Genomic DNA, 17271 nt, shown 5'->3' on the forward strand with positions numbered 1-17271 from the left:
GTGAAATCAGTCAAGATTCAAGATTGAGATAAGGGCTCACCAGAGCGAGCCACATGGTTTCCACATCGTCCTCGATGAGGTCGAACGTCCTGCGATCCTTTTTCAGCCCCACAAGCCGGCAAACGTGTCCGACCTCCATCATCAGCACACCGAGCCGGCTGGCGATCTTGTCTTCAAGTGCCGGGTTCACATGCTGCAGCCATGCGGCGTAGAGGGCGATGATCTGGTCGTCATATTCGTTCTGGATCGGCCTGAGGTCGGCGTTGCCTGAAATGGCCTCGATCACCGGCATCAGGCTGGCGTTTTCCAGGTAGAGCCTGGACGTGTCGGTGAAGAGCCTGCGCACTTCGCGCCGAAACTCTTCACGGTTGGTGGGCGGGGCGACCTTGATACGCTTGGCGATCACCTCGGGAAAGGATGACAGCCAGCGCCGGGCGAGGTCCAGAAGAATGGCTTCCTTGTTGGGAAAGTATTGGTAGATCGAACCAACCGACAAGCCTGCGCGCTGCGCAATGGCGAGCGTCGTCGGCGTCTTGGTTCCTTGCTCGCGCGTCAAGACCAGCGCTGCGTCGAGAATCCGGTCGACTACCTTGCTGGAGCGTTGTTGCCGCGGCTGTTTGCGCGGTTCGAGCGCTATCCTGGTTTTGCGGTCGAGACTGCGCTTCACCGTCCGATGTCCTCGTTCCCCGCCTGGTCTCAACATGGTGGGAGCTTGCTGTCCACAATACATTCCAGATTCGGTATGTTGACAAACGCGAATAATCAGTCGCATTCTTTATCCACGCTGCCTCTTGGGATGACAAGGGGAATTTCCAAGACAGCGCGCTGGCATTCTTTTTCGTCCCATGGCGCCGCTCCGGTGGAGTGGCAGGTCGTTGGACATGAGGGGTTGTCGGTCCCAGTCAGTCGTCAAAAGCGCGGAGTCGCGATGTCTGTCACAGGTGCGGGTCACAATGCGGATCTGATCGTCATCAACGGTCGTGTACGGACCATGGACGACGACAATCCCGCCGCCGAAGCCGTCGCCGTCAAGGACGGCGCCATCATCGCCATCGGCAGCCGCGCCTCCATCGAAGAGTTCAAGGGACCGACCACCAAGGTGATCGACGCCAAGGGGGGTTCGGTGGTCCCGGGGTTCATCGAAGCCCATATGCATTTGTTTTCGGGCGGGGCTGAACTTGCCCACCTTCAACTCACCGGTATTCATGGCTTCGAGGCGCTGCAGAAGGCGATCCGCGACTATGCGCCGACCCGGCCCGACGCCAAGATGCTGGTCGGCCAGGGCGTCGACTACACCGTGCTCGGCAGCGAGCGGGTGACGCGCCACCACCTCGACGCCATTTTGCCCGATCGCCCGTTCTGCATGGCCGCGCCTGACCATCACACCATGTGGGCCAACACCAAGGCGCTGGAAATGGCCGGCGTCCTGCAGGGGCGCACGCTTGGGCCGGGCAATGAGATCGTCATGGGCGACGACGGACTGGCCGCGGGTGAATTGCGCGAAGGCGAGGCCTTTGGCCCGGTGCTCGACCTTGCCGGCGAAGGCCGGGTGCGGCTGGGGCTGTCGACCGGCGGCGAGCCGGACCCGATGCCGACGACGGCCGAGCGGGACGCCGACCGCGACATCATGCGGCGCGGGCTCGCCTGGTGCGCCCGCCACGGCATCACCTCGATCCAGAACATGGACGGCAATCTCTATCAACTTGAGCTGCTGGCCGAGATCGACGCCGAGGAAGGTTTGCCCTGCCGCGTCAAGATCCCGTTCCACTACAAGAATTTCATGACGCTCGACATGCTCGACAAGGCGTCCGATATGGCCGAACGCTACAACAGCGAATGGCTGTCGTCGGGCATGGTCAAGGTGTTCTACGACGGCGTTCTCGATTCCTGGACAGCTGTAATGGTCGAGCCCTATGCCGACCGCCCGGACTGGGTTGGCGAGCCGCTGTTCACGCCGCAACAATTCATCGATCTGGCCGTCGCGGTCGACAGACGCGGGTTGCAGATCGCCGTGCACTCGATCGGCGACGGCGCGGTGCGCGCGGTGCTCGACGGTTATGAGGCGGCGCAGAAGGCGAACGGCAAGCGCGACAGCCGTCACCGTGTCGAGCACATCGAGGTCACCACCACGGCTGATGTGCCGCGTTTCGCCGAACTCGGCGTCATTGCCTCCATGCAACCGCCGCATCCGCCCGGCGCCATGGATTTTCCGTTGGAGCCGACAGTGTCTCGCATCGGGCCGGCGCGCTGGCCGCTGAGCTATGCCTGGCGGACCTTGAAGGATGCCGGCGCGCATGTCGTCTTCGCATCCGATTGGCCGGTGTCGCCGATCGATCCGATCCTGGGCATTCAGGCGGCAGTGTTGCGCAAACCGTGGGCAGAAAGCGACCCGGACCAGAGTTTCTCACTGCATGAAGCGATCGCCGGTTACACGATCGAGGGCGCCTACGCCGAATTCGCCGAGCACCGCAAGGGCACGCTGAAATCAGGCTACATGGCCGATCTGGTGGTTTTGTCGATGGATATCGAGAACACCGCCCCGGCCGACCTGCACAAGGTGCGGCCGGTGACGACGATTTGCGGCGGCAAGGTCACCTATCAGGCCTGACTATGGCATGGGGCTTGCAGGCCTCAATGACTGATTGAACTGTGACCCAATGCCGGGCTTGCCAACCCACCGGCCATGTGGTCACATCGAACAGGGGAAGAGCTCCGCCAGCAAGAGCGGGGTCAACAGTGAGGCGTAATCGTGCCGGACAAACCGGATCGGAATGCGATTGAAGTAGTAAACGTCAGCAAAATTTTCGGATCAGGTGAGGGGCAGGTAGCTGCCCTCGACACGGTCTCGGTATCTATCCGGGAGAACGAATTCTTCACGTTGCTGGGGCCATCCGGCTGCGGCAAGACGACGTTGCTCAGGCTGATCGCCGGCTTCGACTTTCCAACCGCCGGTGAAATCCTGCTCTACGGCCAGGACATCGCGCCGCTGCCGCCCTTCAAGCGGCCGGTTAACACCGTTTTCCAGTCCTATGCGCTGTTCCCGCACATGACGGTCGCCGACAATATCGGCTTTGGCCTGGAAATGCTGGGCAAGCCGAAGGCGGAGATCAAGGCGCGCGTCGCCGAGATGCTGAAGCTGGTCAAGATGGAGGCACTCGCTGGTCGTCGCACCAGCCAGATCTCCGGCGGCCAGCAGCAGCGCGTGGCTTTGGCCCGCGCTTTGGCGCCGCAGCCGAAGGTGCTTTTGCTCGATGAGCCGCTGTCGGCGCTTGACTACAAGCTGCGCAAGGAGATGCAGATCGAGTTGAAACGGCTGCAGCACGAGACCGGTATCACCTTCATCTTCGTCACCCACGACCAGGAAGAAGCGCTGACCATGTCAGACCGCATCGCGGTGATGTCATCGGGCAAGATCCTGCAGGTCGGTTCGCCCTGGGATATCTACGACAAGCCGGCGGAGCGCTTCGTCGCCGACTTCATCGGTGAAACCAACTTCCTCACCGCCGCCATCAGCGAGATGGCCAACGGCAAGGCGCGCGCCACGCTCAAATCCGGTGCGACCATCGAGGCGACCGTGGCCCAGGGTTTCCAGTCCAAATCCAACGCCACGGTGGTGGTTCGGCCCGAACACGCCAAGCTGACCAAGGCCAAGGGCGAACTGTCGGGGACGGTCGAAAACATCGTCTATTTCGGCACCGACACCCACATCCATGTTCATCTCGACAGTGGCGAACTCTTCACCGTACGCCAGCAGAACACGCGCAGCGCGGGCTGCGGTTTCGAGAAGGGCGACGCAGTCGGCATCCTCATCGGCAGCGATGCCGCTCAGGTCCTGAAGGACTGACGATGGCGACCGCGGAAGAAGTCGCCAAGGCAGCGGAGCGGCGCGATGTCCGTGACCGCTGGCTTTTGTCAGCGCCAGCGCTGCTGGTCATTTTCCTCGCCGCGACCGGCCCCTTGCTGATCGTGCTCGTCTACTCGTTCCTGACGCCAGGCTCCTATGGCGACGTGAAGTGGCAGTTCTCGCCGGAAGCCTGGACATCGGTGTTTCTGGAACGCGATATCTTCGACGACACGCTTTCGATCGCCGCCGCCCACGTCACCATCTTCCTGCGCTCGATCAAGCTCTCGGTGGTGACGACGATCGCCACTTTGGTGCTTGGTTTCCCGACCGCCTATTTCATGGCGACGCGCAGCGAAAAGACCCGCGATCTCTGGCTGTTCCTGATTACCATTCCGTTCTGGACCAACCTTTTGATCCGCACCTTCGCGGTGCTGCAGATCATCCGCAACGAAGGCATCGTCAACACGATCCTGCTCAAGCTCGGCATCATCTCGGCGCCCATCCAGATACTCTACACCGACACGGCGATCCTGATCGGCATGGCCTATGTCTACCTGCCACTGATGGTGCTGCCGATCTATGCCAGCATGGAAAAGCTCGATTTCCGGTTGGTCGAGGCGGGGTACGACCTTTACGCGTCGCGCTTCCGGGTGCTGCGGCGGATCATCTTTCCGCTGGTCAAGCCGGGCGTCATCGCCGGCTCCATACTGGTCTTCATTCCAGCGCTTGGCGCCTATGTGACACCGAGCGTTCTTGGCGGCGGCAAGAACATGATGCTGTCCAACCTGATCGAATTGCAGTTCGGGCAGGGCCGCAACTGGCCACTCGGCTCGGCGCTGTCGATCGCCGTCATGATCATCGTCATGGTGGCGCTGCTTGCCTATGTGCGCAATGCCGGCAAGTCGGGGGTACGTCATGGCTAAGAACTTTTCCATCAAGCACCAGCCAGGATTCACCGCGATCGCCGCGACCTGCTTTATCGTGCTGTATCTGCCGATCATCGTGCTGGTCATCTATGCCTTCAACGCGGCGAGCTCGACCTCCGAATGGGGCGGCTTTTCGCTGAAATGGTTCCAGTCGGCATGGCAGAACACGCAGGTCGTCGATGCCACGCTGCGTTCCTTCCAGATTGGCTCCATCGCGGCGGTGCTCTCCACGATCTTTGCCACCATGGCGGCGCTCGCCACCACCCGCACCGCGCCCTATCCCGGCCTCACCTTCAAATATGCGGCGATCAACCAGCCGCTGATGGTGCCCGAGATCGTCACCGGCGTGGCGCTGCTGATCTTCTTCTCGCGCATCAAGATCTTCACCGGCTATTCCGGCATCGGCTATCTGGTCGCCGCGCACACGGCGTTCTGCATTCCCTTTGCCTATTTGCCGATCCGGGCGCGGCTTGAGAATATGGACCTGACGCTGGAGCGTGCCGCAGCCGACCTCTACGCGACGCCCTGGAAGGCTTTCCGGCGCATCACGCTGCCGCTTCTGTGGCCCGGCATCCTGGCCGGGCTGATGCTGGCCTTCGTCATCTCGCTCGACGACGTCGTCATCACCGAGTTCGTCAAATCAGGCGGCCAGGACACGCTGCCCACCTACATGCTCGGCCAGATCCGCCGCGGCATCACACCCGAGATCAACGCGATATCGACCGCCTTCCTGCTGCTTTCGGTCGCGATCGTCACGTTGTTTTTCTTCGTCAGCAGGAAACGAGACTGAACCGAAAAATGGGAGTTAAAACCATGAACTGGAAGACAACAGCAACCGCCATGGGGTTGGCGTTGCTCGCCTCGACGGGCCTGGCCCGCGCCGACGGCGTGCTCAACATCTACAATTGGGGCAACTACACCAGCCCCGACGTGATCAAGAAGTTCGAGGCCAAATACAACGTCAAAGTGACCATCACCGACTACGATTCCAACGACACCGCGCTGGCCAAGGTTCGCCAGGGAGGCACCGGCTTCGACATTGCGGTGCCGTCGCAGACCTACGTGCCGATCTGGATCAAGGAAGGCCTCATCCAGGAGACCGATCCTGGCAAGATGGAAAACTTCAAGAACGTGGCGCCGGAATGGGCCAATCCCGATTTCGATCCGGGTCGTAAATACAGTGTTCCATGGGCGTGGGGCACGATCGGCGTGGTCGTCAACACCGATGCCTACAAGGGGCCGGCCGATAGCTGGGGTATCATCTTCAACACGCCTGACGAGCTCAAGGGGAAGGTCAATGTCGTTCCGGAGATGGGCGATGTGATGTTCGCCGCGATCAAGTATGTCGGCGGCCAGCAATGCACCGACGACAAGGCGGTGCTGAAGAAGGTGCGCGACCTGCTGGTGGCGGCCAAGCCGAACTGGATCGCGATGGAATACAACACCATCGAGAAGATGGGCGCCGGCGACTTCAAGGCGACCAGCGACTGGAACGGCTCGGCGCTGCGCCAGCGGCTGGCCAACCCGGCCATCCACTACAACTATCCGAAAGAAGGCTTCGGCCTGTGGAGCGACAACGTCGTCGTTCTGAAGGAAGCCAAGAACGTCGAGAACGCCAAGCTTTTCCAGAACTTCATCATGGATCCGGAAAACGCGGCAGGTCTCTCGGCCTTCCATCGCTACGCCAATGCCATCACCGGCTCGGACAAGTACATGCCGGCCGACATGAAGGACGCGCCCGAAGTCATCATTCCGGCCGCGGACAAGCCACGCGGCGAGCTGCAGCAGATGTGCTCGCCGGAGACCCAGGAAATTTACACCAAGATCTGGACCGAGTTGCAGAAATAAACTGGGTTCGACGGACCCGGCGGCACACGCCGCCGGGTCCGTTTTCATGTTCAAAGGACTCGGCCGTCATGGACTCCTATCGCAATTCCGATCCGCGGCCGCCGATCATGCAGGGCTCGCCGCCCGCCATGGTACCGCCGAAGCTCGACTGGGACCGGCCGCCGTGGAACCGCTGGGCGTTCCAGAACATCCGTGAAATTCTGCCGACCGCCGAAGTCTGGCGCGGCAATGGCCATCGCCACCGCTTCGAACGCGCCGAGGCCGATCTCGACGGGCTGACGGTCGAGGACAGCACAGGCGCGCCGACGACGCTCGCCGGGCTGCTCGACGAGACCTATACGGACGGCTTCCTGGTGCTCAAGGACGGCAAGGTCGCCTATGAGCGCTACTTCAACGGCATGGATGAGCGCACGCTGCACCTGTCGCAGTCAATGGCGAAGTCCCTTACCGGTTCGGTGTTCGGCATACTGGTTGGGCGCGGCCTGATCGATCCGGCCAGACCGGTAACGGACTACCTGCCGGAGCTCGGCGTTACCGGCTGGGCCGGCGCCAGTGTGCAGCATGTGCTGGACATGACCAGCGGCGTCCGCTTCTCCGAGGAATACACCGACCGCTATTCGGACATTGGCCAGGTCGATGTCGCCACCGGCTGGAAGCCGGTGCCGCCGGGCAGCGATCCGGCCTTTCGCTGGCCATCGCACATGTTCGAGCTGATCCTGGGCTTGAAGGAAACGATCCGCCCGCACGGTGCCCAATTCGAATACCGCTCGATCGAGACCGACGTGCTTGCCTTCATCATGGAACGGGTGACGGGCAAACGGCTTCCGCAGCTGGTTTCGGAAGAACTCTGGCAAAAGCTCGGCGCTGATGAAAGCGCCTGCTTCACGGTCGACAGCGCCGGCTATGCGGTGGCCGACGGTGGCTTCAACGCGACGCTGCGCGACTATGGCCGCTTCGGCCAGCTGATCCTCGACAATGGTGGCGGCGTCGTGCCGGCCGGCTGGGTCGAGGCGACGCGCAACGGCAGGCATGGGCCGGACTTCAGCCCCAGCCTGCCGGAGGGCAGCTATCGCAACCAGTTCTGGATCGAGGACCCGCGCTCGCGCGCACTGATGTGCCGCGGCGTGTTCGGTCAGATGATCCATATCGACTGGAACACCGGAATGGTCGTGGTGAAGCTTTCGACCTGGCCGGATTTCGCCAATGGTGGCTATTCCATAGCGACGCTGAAGGCCGTGCACGCTATCGCCACGGCACTTCGCTGAGCCCCACAAAGAAGAAACGACCCGGAAGGAAACGCCATGACCGGCAAGACCGTGTTCGAGACCCGCTATGGCTTCCGGCGCAACCAGGTGGTGCTCGCCAACTGGCGCGAGAACCCGTTCAACCGGTGGTCGTTCCAGAATCTCGACGAACTGGTGCCGACCGCCCGCGTGGCGGCGACGTCGGGCGTTGTCGAAACCCCCGTTCGCGATATGGGCGGCCTACTCGGCGGAAAGGTCGCGATCGCCGGCACACCGGAGACGGTGGCTGAATTTCTCGCACGTTCGAGCACCGACGCACTGACGGTGATGAAAGGCGGCAAGATCGTCGGCGACTGGTTCGCCCCGCATATGGATTTCGGCGCCCGCCACATCATCTTCTCGATCAGCAAGTCGGTGACAGCCATCATCGCCGGCATATTGCAAGGCGAGGGGATGTTCGACCCGGAAGCGCCTGTGACGGCCTACATCCCTGAAGCCGCCGGCTCTGCCTATGGCGATGCGAGCGTGCGGCATGTGCTCGACATGAGCGTCAGCCTCGATTTCGAGGAGGCCTATCTCGATCCGGAGAGCGCTTTCGCCCGCTATCGTCGCGCCACGTTGTGGAATCCGGGCGGCGGCACGGAGAGCCTGCGCGAATTCATTTTGACCTTGCAACGCCTTGCAGAGCCGCATGGCCAGACCTTCCGCTACCGCTCGCCGAATTCCGACCTGCTCGGCCTGCTGCTCGAGCGTGCGTCGGGCCAGCGTTTTGCCGACCTGATGCGCGAGAAGCTGTGGCTGCCGCTCGGCGCTGTCAGCGAAGCCTCGATCGGCGTCGACATGGAAGGCACGGCGCGCACGGCCGGCGGCATTTCGGTGACGCCGCGCGACCTGGCGCGTGTCGGCGAGATGATGCGGCAAGGCGGGGTGGCCAATGGCCGCCGCATCGTGCCCGAGGTGTGGGTACGCGACACGACCAGCACCGGCGGCAGTGCGGACGCCTGGCAGCGCGGTGCGATGCTGCCACTGTTTCCCAAAGGTCGTTACCGCAACAAATGGTACCAGACCGGTTTGCCGAGCGGCGCCTATTGCGGCATCGGCATCCATGGTCAGTGGCTGTATGTCGATCCCAGGACCGAAGTGGTGATCGCCAAGATGTCGTCGCAGCCCGAGCCGGTCGACGATCCGCTCGATGTCGAGATCGTCGCCTTCTTCGAGGCGCTGAGCCGCATGGTCTAGACTGGGCCCGAGCCGCCACATTAGCGCACGCTTTCCTGTGGACCCGCCGGGCTGATCAAAGCGCGGCGGTTGGCGGGCCGGACGTCTGCGCCTATGGTCGCCGCTCTTTGGGTGAGAGCAGGTACGACATGGCATCCGACATCAAGCGCATTGCAGCCATCATCGCGGCCGAGATCAGCGCGCGGCCCGAACAGGCGGCCGCGGCGATCGAACTGCTCGATGAGGGCGCGACAGTGCCGTTCGTGGCGCGCTACCGCAAGGAAGTCACCGGCGGCCTGGACGACACGCAATTGCGCAATCTTGCCGAACGGCTTGCCTATCTGCGCGAGCTCGACGCGCGCCGCGACACCATCCTTGGCTCGATCCGCGAACAGGGTAAGCTGACCGAGGAGCTTGAAGGCAAGATCGCCGCCGCCACCACCAAGGCGGAATTGGAAGATATCTATCTGCCCTACAAGCCCAAGCGCCGCACGAAGGCTGAAATCGCCAGGGAGCGCGGGCTGGGCCCGCTGGCTGAAGCTATCCTGGCGAATCGCGCGCTGATGCCGGCCGAACTGGCGCTGGCCTATCTGACCGAAGAGGTGGTCGACGCCAAGGCGGCGCTCGACGGCGCGCGCGACATCCTGTCGGAACAGTTCGCCGAGAATGCCGATCTGGTCGGCAAATTGCGGACCTACATGAAGGAACGCGCCTTCATGCGGGCCAGGGTGGTCGACGGCAAACAGGAGGCCGGCGCGAAGTTCTCCGATTATTTCGACCATGTCGAGCGCTGGACAAATGTGCCGAGCCATCGCGCGCTGGCGATGCTGCGCGGCCGCAACGAGGAAGTGCTGTCGCTCGACATCGAGGTCGATGCCGATGATACGTCGCCGGTGAAGCCGGTCGAGCGGATGATCGCCAACGCCTATGCTATAGGCGGCAATTTGCCGGGTGACAGATGGCTGATGGAGGTGGCGGGCTGGACCTGGCGCATAAAACTGTCGCTGCACCTGACGCTCGATTTGATGCGCGACCTGCGCGAGCGGGCAGAAGAGGAAGCGATCCACGTCTTTGCCCGAAACCTCAAGGATTTGCTGCTGGCGGCGCCCGCCGGCTCGCGCGCGACGATGGGGCTCGACCCCGGCATCCGCACAGGTGTCAAGGTGGCGGTGGTCGACGGCACCGGCAAGGTGCTGACAACGACGACGGTCTATCCGTTTCCGCCGAGGAACGATGTGCGCGGCACCCAGGCCGAACTCGCCAAGCTCATCCGCCTGCACAAGGTCGAGCTGATCTCGATCGGCAACGGCACCGGCAGCCGCGAGACGGAAAAGCTGGTCGCCGACATGCTGTCCGACATGCCGGCGGATGGTGGTCCGAAGCCCCTGAAGGTGATCGTCAGCGAGGCCGGCGCCTCGGTCTATTCGGCATCGGCGACGGCGGCGGCGGAATTCCCTGGCCTCGACGTGTCGTTGCGCGGTGCCGTCTCGATTGCCCGGCGGCTGCAGGATCCGCTGGCCGAACTGGTCAAGATCGAGCCCAAATCGATCGGCGTCGGCCAGTACCAGCATGATGTCGACCAGTACCGTCTCGGCCGCTCGCTGGAAGCGGTGGTGGAAGACGCGGTCAACGCCGTCGGCGTCGATCTCAACACCGCCTCGGCGCCGCTGCTGGCGCGCGTTTCAGGTCTCGGCGCGTCTCTGGCCGACGCGATCGTCGCGCATCGCGATGCGACCGGCCCCTTCGCCAGCCGCAAAGACCTGCTCAAGGTGCCGCGGCTCGGACCTCGCGCATTCGAACAATCCGCCGGCTTCCTGCGCATTGCCAATGGCAGCGAGCCGCTCGATGCCTCGTCGGTGCATCCGGAGGCCTATGGCGTGGCCAAGAAGATCGTCGCCGCCTGCGGGCGCGATGTGCGGTCGTTGATGGGCGATAGTGCCGCGCTGAAGGCACTCGACCCGCGCGTTTTCGTCGACGAGCGTTTCGGCTTGCCGACGGTACGCGATATCCTGGCAGAGCTGGAAAAGCCGGGCCGCGACCCACGTCCGGGCTTCAAGACGGCGACGTTTGCCGACGGCATCGACGATATCAAGGATCTGAAGCCCGGCATGCTGCTGGAAGGCACCGTCACCAATGTCGCCGCCTTCGGCGCCTTCGTCGACATCGGTGTCCATCAGGACGGGCTGGTGCATGTCTCGCAACTGGCCGACCGGTTCATCAAGGACGCGCATGAGGTCGTGAAGGCCGGCGATGTGGTCAAGGTGCGGGTCGTCGACGTCGACATCAAGCGCAAGCGCATCGCGCTTTCCATGCGCAAGGATGGTGGCGAAGGCGGCGCGTCGAAAGGTGGGCCGCGCGATACCGGAGGCGGCAGGCCGGCACCGCGTTCGCCGACGCCGCAGCGCCAGCCGGAAAGGCCGACGCAGCAAGGTGCGTTCGGCGCGGCGCTGGCCGATGCGCTGAAGCGAAAGTAGTTACCACGCCAGAACGACCGGCTCCTTCTCGACATGTCTCAGCAGCCAGTCGCGAAAACTGGCGACCGGCGGATGGCCGCGCTTGTCGTGTGGGACGACGAGATAGTAGGCGCTGCGGCTTTGCATGGGCTGGCCTGGCGCCGGCACCAATTGGCCGCGCTGCAATTCGCCTGCAATGAGGATCAGCGGTAGCAGCGCCACACCGAGCCCCGCCATGCAGGCCTGGGCGGCGGTGCCGAACTGCTCGAACTGCATGCCGGGCCCCGTCGGTGCGCTCAGGCCCTGATGCTCGAACCATTCCGTCCACGCGCCAGGGCGCGTCGCCATATGCAGCAGCGGCAACCGGCCGATATCGGCCGGTGTGGCGATGGCGCGGCCGGCGAGGAATTCGGGCGATACCACCGGCGCCACCGTTTCGCGCACCAGCAGTGTCGAGTCGGCCTCCGGCCAGTCCGGCAGGCCATAGTGGATGGCGGCATCCAGCCTCTCCCTGGCGAAGTCGAAGCGGCCGACGCGGGTGACGAAGTTGATGGTGATGTCAGGGTTGTTTTCGACGAAATCGGGGATCATCGGCATCAGCCAGCGCGTGCCGAAGGTCGGCAATATGGCAAGGTTCAGGATGCCGCTATGCCGATTGCTCATCAATCCAAGGGCTGCGTCACGCAACTGGCCAAGTGCTGAACGCACCGCCTCGGCGTAGATTTCGCCCGATGTCGACAGCCTGACATTGCGGCTGTCGCGCTCGAATAGCCGGCGGCCGAACTGATCTTCCAGCAACCTGATCTGCCGGCTGACCGCGCCCTGGGTCAGATCGAGCTCCTGGGCGGCAGCGGTGAAACTGCCTAGCCGGGCCACAGCCTCGAAGGCGGCAAGGGCGCTTATGTTGGGCAAAAGGCGGCGCTGGACACTCATGATCCATTCCTAACGCTCATTGATCGGTGAATCAATTTCGTTTGATTTTTTCGAGGCGCAAGCCGATAGAACGGGCCAAGATTTTGCTTCATGCATGCCGTCATTTTGAGCGACATGCATTGTTTGGGAGAAACGCGATGGCCGCCGACAAGAACGCATTCGTCTGGGAAGATCCGTTCCTGATCGAGGGCCAGCTTTCGGAAGACGAGCGCATGGTGCGCGACGGTGCGGCCGCCTTCGCCGCCGACAGACTGGCGCCGCGAATCGAGGACGCCTACCTCAACGAGACATTCGACACCGCGATCTTCCGCGAAATGGGCGAGGCCGGCCTGCTCGGCATCAACATCCCCGAGGAATTCGGCGGGCTTGGCGCGAACTACGTCACCTATGGGCTGGTCGCGCGGGAAGTCGAACGTGTTGACTCGGGTTATCGCTCGATGATGTCAGTGCAGTCGTCTCTGGTGATGTATCCGATCTACGCCTATGGCTCGGACGAGCAGCGCAAGAAGTACCTGCCCAAGCTTGCCAGCGGCGAGTGGATCGGCTGTTTCGGCCTGACCGAGCCGGATGCCGGCTCCGATCCGGGCGGCATGAAGACACGCGCCGAGAGGACAGCCAACGGCTACAAGCTGTCCGGTTCGAAGATGTGGATTTCCAACGCGCCGGTCGCCGACGTGTTCGTCGTCTGGGCGAAGCTGAAGGGCGAGAACGGCAAGGACGAGATCCGTGGCTTCGTGCTGGAAAAGGGCATGGAGGGGCTTTCGGCGCCGAAGATCGGCGGCAAGCTGTCGCTGCGGGCGTCGATCACCGGCGAAGTGGTGATGGAAGGCGTGGAGGTCGGCGAGGACGCGCTGCTGCCCAACGCAAAAGGCCTCGGCGGACCGTTCGGATGCCTCAACCGGGCTCGCTTCGGCATTTCCTGGGGCTCGATGGGCGCCGCCGAGGATTGCTGGCACCGCGCCCGCCAATACGGTCTCGACCGCAAGCAGTTCGGCAAGCCGTTGGCCGGCACGCAGCTTTACCAGAAGAAGCTCGCCGACATGCAGACCGAGATCGCGCTGGGATTGCAGGCATCCTTGCGTGTCGGGCGGTTGCTGGATGAAGGCAAGATGGCGCCGGAAATGATCTCGATCGTCAAGCGCAACAATTGCGGCAAGGCGCTCGATATTGCGCGCCAGGCCCGCGACATGCATGGCGGCAACGGCATCCAGATCGGCTACCACGTCATGCGCCACGCGCAGAACTTGGAGACGGTCAACACCTATGAAGGCACGCATGACGTGCATGCGCTGATCCTGGGAAGGGCGCAGACGGGGATACAGGCGTTTTTCTGAGCCGGCAACCGTTGCTTAAATTAGGTGCACCGCAACATCTCTGCTTGGAGAATGGCGGCCTGATGTGTCAGGGTTCGGCGAAATCGTTGAAACGCTGAATTCCGGGGCTTCATGGCAATTCTGGCAGCCGTCTATCACCTGACCCATTACAAATATGACCGGCCGGTGGTTCTCGGGCCCCAGATCATCAGGCTGCAGCCGGCGCCGCATTCCCGCACCAAGGTGCTCAGTCATTCGCTCAAGGTCGAGCCGGCGAACCATTTCGTCAATCTGCAGCAGGATCCTTACGGCAATTTCCTCGCCCGCTTCGTCTTTCCGGAGCCGGTGACGGAGTTGAAGATCGAGGTCGACCTCGTCGCCGACATGACGGTCTACAACCCGTTCGATTTCTTCGTCGAGCCGTCGGCCGAGGCGTTTCCGTTCGAGTATCCGGAAGAAATCCGCGACGATCTCGCCATCTATCGCACCCCGGAACCGGCGGGACCGCTGCTGTCGGCGCTGCTGAAGACCATCGATCGCAGCGCAGCCAACACCGTCAATTTCCTGGTCGACCTCAATGCGCGGCTGCAGCGCGAGATTGCCTATATCGTGCGCATGGAAACCGGGGTGTTCTCGCCGGAAGAGACCTTGGCCGCGAAAAAGGGGTCTTGCCGGGATTCGAGCTGGCTGCTGGTGCAGATCCTACGCAATCTCGGTATCGCGGCACGCTTCGTTTCCGGCTATCTGGTCCAGTTGAAGCCCGATCTGGTGGCGCTGGACGGTCCGCCGGGAACGGCGACAGACTTCACCGATCTGCATGCGTGGTGCGAGGTCTATCTTCCCGGCGCCGGCTGGATAGGCTTCGATCCGACCTCGGGCCTGCTCACCGGCGAGAGCCATGTGCCGCTGGCCGCCACGCCGCATTTCCGCAACGCGGCCCCGATTTCCGGGATGGCGAGCTTCGCCAATGTCGAATTCGGCTTCGAGATGCGGGTCGACCGCATCGCCGAGCATCCGCGCATCACCAAGCCATTTTCGGACGAAAGCTGGCAGGCGCTCGACGCGCTGGGCAACAAGGTCGATGCAGCGCTTGCCGCCGGCGACGTGCGGCTGACCATGGGCGGCGAGCCGACTTTCGTGTCGATCGACGATTTCGAGTCGGCCGAATGGAACACCGCCGCCGTCGGTCCCACCAAGCGTGAAAAGGCGGACGAACTGATCCGTAAACTGCGCGAGCGCTTCGCGCCCGGCGGCTTTCTCCATTACGGCCAGGGCAAATGGTATCCGGGCGAAAGCCTGCCGCGCTGGACCTTTTCGCTCTACTGGCGTGCCGACGGCCAGCCGGTATGGAGCGATCCGTCGCTGATCGCACGCGAAAAGAGCGAGGCCGATATCGGCCCGAAGCAGGCCGAAAGCCTGCTCACCGCGATTGCCGGCGAACTCGGCATCGACAAGGCCATGGTCAGCGAAGCCTATGAGGATCCGGCCGAATGGCTGCTCAAGGAAGGCAAGCTGCCCGACAATGTCGATCCGTCCAACTCCAGGCTGGAGGATCCGGAAGAACGCAGCCGCATGGCGAAAGTGTTCGAACGCGGACTGACCAAGCCGTCCGGCTATGTGCTCCCCGTCCAGCGCTGGAACAGCCAGGCATCGGATCCGCGCTGGCGCTCGGAAAAATGGAAGACGCGGCGCGGCCGGCTGTTCCTGGTGCCAGGCGATTCACCGGTCGGCTACCGGCTGCCGCTCGGCACGTTGCCCTATGTGCCGCCCGAGCAATTCCCCTATATCGTGCCGGTCGACCCGTCGCTACCACGCGGCCCGCTGCCCGCGCGTGAAGCCATACTGGCCGGACCGGCTCCAGCCGAACTCGAAGGCGCCGACGAGATGGCGCGCCGCCAGCAGGCGGCATCGTTCACCGCTGCGACCGGCCAGCAGGAGCGGGTCGAGCAGGAGATCACCGAGATTGGCGGCGCTGTGCGCACCGCGCTTTCGGTCGAACCGCGCGACGGGCGGCTGTGCGTGTTCATGCCGCCTGTCGAGGCGCTGGAAGACTATCTCGAACTGGTCGCGGCGGCCGAGAACGCGGCAAAGGCGATCGGCCTTCCCGTGCATATCGAGGGCTACGGCCCGCCTCACGATCCGCGCCTCAACGTCATCCGCGTTGCGCCTGATCCCGGCGTCATCGAGGTCAACATCCATCCTGCTTCCAACTGGCAGGATTGCGTGGCGACGACGACGGCGATCTATGAGGAAGCGCGGCAGACACGGCTTGGCGCCGACAAGTTCATGATCGATGGGCGCCACACCGGCACCGGCGGCGGCAACCATGTCGTGGTCGGCGGTGCGACACCCAATGACAGCCCGTTCCTGCGAAGGCCGGACCTGTTGAAGAGCCTGGTGCTGCAATGGCAGCGCCATCCGTCGCTGTCCTATCTGTTCTCTGGCCTGTTCATCGGGCCGACCAGCCAGGCGCCACGCTTCGACGAAGCGCGTCACGACTCGCTCTACGAGCTTGAGATCGCGATGGCGCAGGTGCCGCATCCAGACCAGGGCAACGCACCCTTGCCATGGCTGGTCGACCGGCTGTTCCGCAATTTGTTGACCGACGTCACCGGCAATACGCATCGTTCGGAAATCTGCATCGACAAGCTGTTTTCGCCGGACGGACCGACCGGTCGGCTGGGGCTGGTCGAATTCCGCGGCTTCGAGATGCCGCCCAATGCACGCATGTCGCTGGCGCAGCAACTGTTGGTGCGCGCCATCATCGCACGTGCGTGGAAAGGCCCGCTCGACGGCCGTTTCGTGCGCTGGGGCACATCGCTGCACGACCGCTTCATGCTGCCGCATCATGTCTGGGCCGATTTCCTCGACGTGCTCGACGACCTCAAGCTCAACGGCTTCGAATTCAGGCCCGAATGGTTCGACGCCCAGCTCGAATTCCGCTTCCCGTTCTGCGGCGAGGTTCAGCATGCCGGCATCAAGCTGGAGCTGCGCCAGGCGCTGGAGCCGTGGCATGTGATGGGCGAGCAAGGCGCGATCGGCGGCACCGTGCGCTTCGTCGATTCCTCGGTCGAACGGCTGCAGGTCAAGACCGAAGGGCTGAACCCGGAGCGCCACGCAGTCGTCTGCAACGGCCGCATCGTGCCGATGAAGGTCACCGACAATCGCGAAGTGGCGGTGGCGGGTGTCCGCTTCAAGGCCTGGCAGCCGGCATCGGGCCTGCATCCGGCGCTGCCGGTCAACACGCCACTGGTCTTCGACATCTATGACCGCTGGTCGGGACGTGCGGTCGGCGGCTGCGTCTATCATGTCGCCCATCCCGGCGGGCGCAATTACGACACCTTTCCGGTCAATGGCAACGAGGCGGAAGCTCGGCGGCTCGCCCGCTTCGAACCGCGCGGCCATACGCCATCCGCCTATGTGATCCGTGAAGAACAACCGGCGGAAGATTTCCCGATGACCCTTGACCTTCGGCGGCCGGCAAGACTCTGA

The 17271-nt window shown here is 63.2% G+C and carries 12 protein-coding genes; 10 read left to right on the top strand and 2 right to left on the bottom strand.

Translation table 11 applies throughout. The annotated features are described in order from the left end of the window. Nucleotides 1-10: 10 nt before the first annotated feature. Nucleotides 11-772 (bottom strand): TetR/AcrR family transcriptional regulator, encoded by a 762-nt coding sequence (locus NKJ04_RS19195; protein WP_352677091.1) that lies wholly within the window; start codon nucleotides 770-772, stop codon nucleotides 11-13. 156 nt (nucleotides 773-928) lie between these two features. Between NKJ04_RS19195 and NKJ04_RS19200 the strand changes: the two genes are divergently transcribed. The 8 genes from NKJ04_RS19200 to NKJ04_RS19235 all read left to right on the top strand — a co-directional run bounded on the left by NKJ04_RS19200 (nucleotide 929) and on the right by NKJ04_RS19235 (nucleotide 11554). After that, on the top strand, nucleotides 929-2608 hold the full coding sequence (locus NKJ04_RS19200; RefSeq protein ID WP_352677092.1) for an amidohydrolase: 1680 nt from the start codon (nucleotides 929-931) through the stop codon (nucleotides 2606-2608). Nucleotides 2609-2749: 141 nt separating this feature from the next. Beyond that, on the top strand, nucleotides 2750-3844 hold the full coding sequence (locus tag NKJ04_RS19205; protein ID WP_352677093.1) for an ABC transporter ATP-binding protein: 1095 nt from the start codon (nucleotides 2750-2752) through the stop codon (nucleotides 3842-3844). A 2-nt stretch (nucleotides 3845-3846) separates the two neighbouring features. Then, nucleotides 3847-4767 (top strand): ABC transporter permease, encoded by a 921-nt coding sequence (locus NKJ04_RS19210; RefSeq protein WP_352677094.1) that lies wholly within the window; start codon nucleotides 3847-3849, stop codon nucleotides 4765-4767. Then, on the top strand, nucleotides 4760-5560 hold the full coding sequence (locus NKJ04_RS19215) for an ABC transporter permease (protein ID WP_023809983.1): 801 nt from the start codon (nucleotides 4760-4762) through the stop codon (nucleotides 5558-5560). The genes NKJ04_RS19210 and NKJ04_RS19215 overlap by 8 nt, the downstream gene beginning before the upstream one ends. A gap of 23 nt (nucleotides 5561-5583) precedes the next feature. Next, on the top strand, nucleotides 5584-6618 hold the full coding sequence (locus NKJ04_RS19220; protein ID WP_023809982.1) for an ABC transporter substrate-binding protein: 1035 nt from the start codon (nucleotides 5584-5586) through the stop codon (nucleotides 6616-6618). Nucleotides 6619-6686: 68 nt separating this feature from the next. Beyond that, nucleotides 6687-7883: a serine hydrolase domain-containing protein gene (locus tag NKJ04_RS19225; protein ID WP_352677095.1), complete on the top strand. Its 1197-nt coding sequence runs from the start codon at nucleotides 6687-6689 to the stop codon at nucleotides 7881-7883. A gap of 36 nt (nucleotides 7884-7919) precedes the next feature. After that, on the top strand, nucleotides 7920-9101 hold the full coding sequence (locus NKJ04_RS19230; protein ID WP_352613214.1) for a serine hydrolase domain-containing protein: 1182 nt from the start codon (nucleotides 7920-7922) through the stop codon (nucleotides 9099-9101). 128 nt (nucleotides 9102-9229) lie between these two features. Then, nucleotides 9230-11554 (top strand): Tex family protein, encoded by a 2325-nt coding sequence (locus NKJ04_RS19235; protein WP_352677096.1) that lies wholly within the window; start codon nucleotides 9230-9232, stop codon nucleotides 11552-11554. Here NKJ04_RS19235 and NKJ04_RS19240 read toward each other — a convergent pair whose 3' ends face one another. Continuing rightward, nucleotides 11555-12466 (bottom strand): LysR family transcriptional regulator, encoded by a 912-nt coding sequence (locus NKJ04_RS19240; RefSeq protein ID WP_352677097.1) that lies wholly within the window; start codon nucleotides 12464-12466, stop codon nucleotides 11555-11557. It abuts the gene before it with no gap. A gap of 137 nt (nucleotides 12467-12603) precedes the next feature. Here NKJ04_RS19240 and NKJ04_RS19245 point away from each other — a divergent pair, with 137 nt between their 5' ends. Continuing rightward, on the top strand, nucleotides 12604-13800 hold the full coding sequence (locus tag NKJ04_RS19245) for an acyl-CoA dehydrogenase (protein WP_023809977.1): 1197 nt from the start codon (nucleotides 12604-12606) through the stop codon (nucleotides 13798-13800). A gap of 111 nt (nucleotides 13801-13911) precedes the next feature. Next, nucleotides 13912-17271 (top strand): transglutaminase family protein, encoded by a 3360-nt coding sequence (locus NKJ04_RS19250; RefSeq protein WP_352677098.1) that lies wholly within the window; start codon nucleotides 13912-13914, stop codon nucleotides 17269-17271.

This window comes from Mesorhizobium sp. M0618 (assembly GCF_040320765.1).
Lineage (GTDB): Bacteria > Pseudomonadota > Alphaproteobacteria > Rhizobiales > Rhizobiaceae > Mesorhizobium.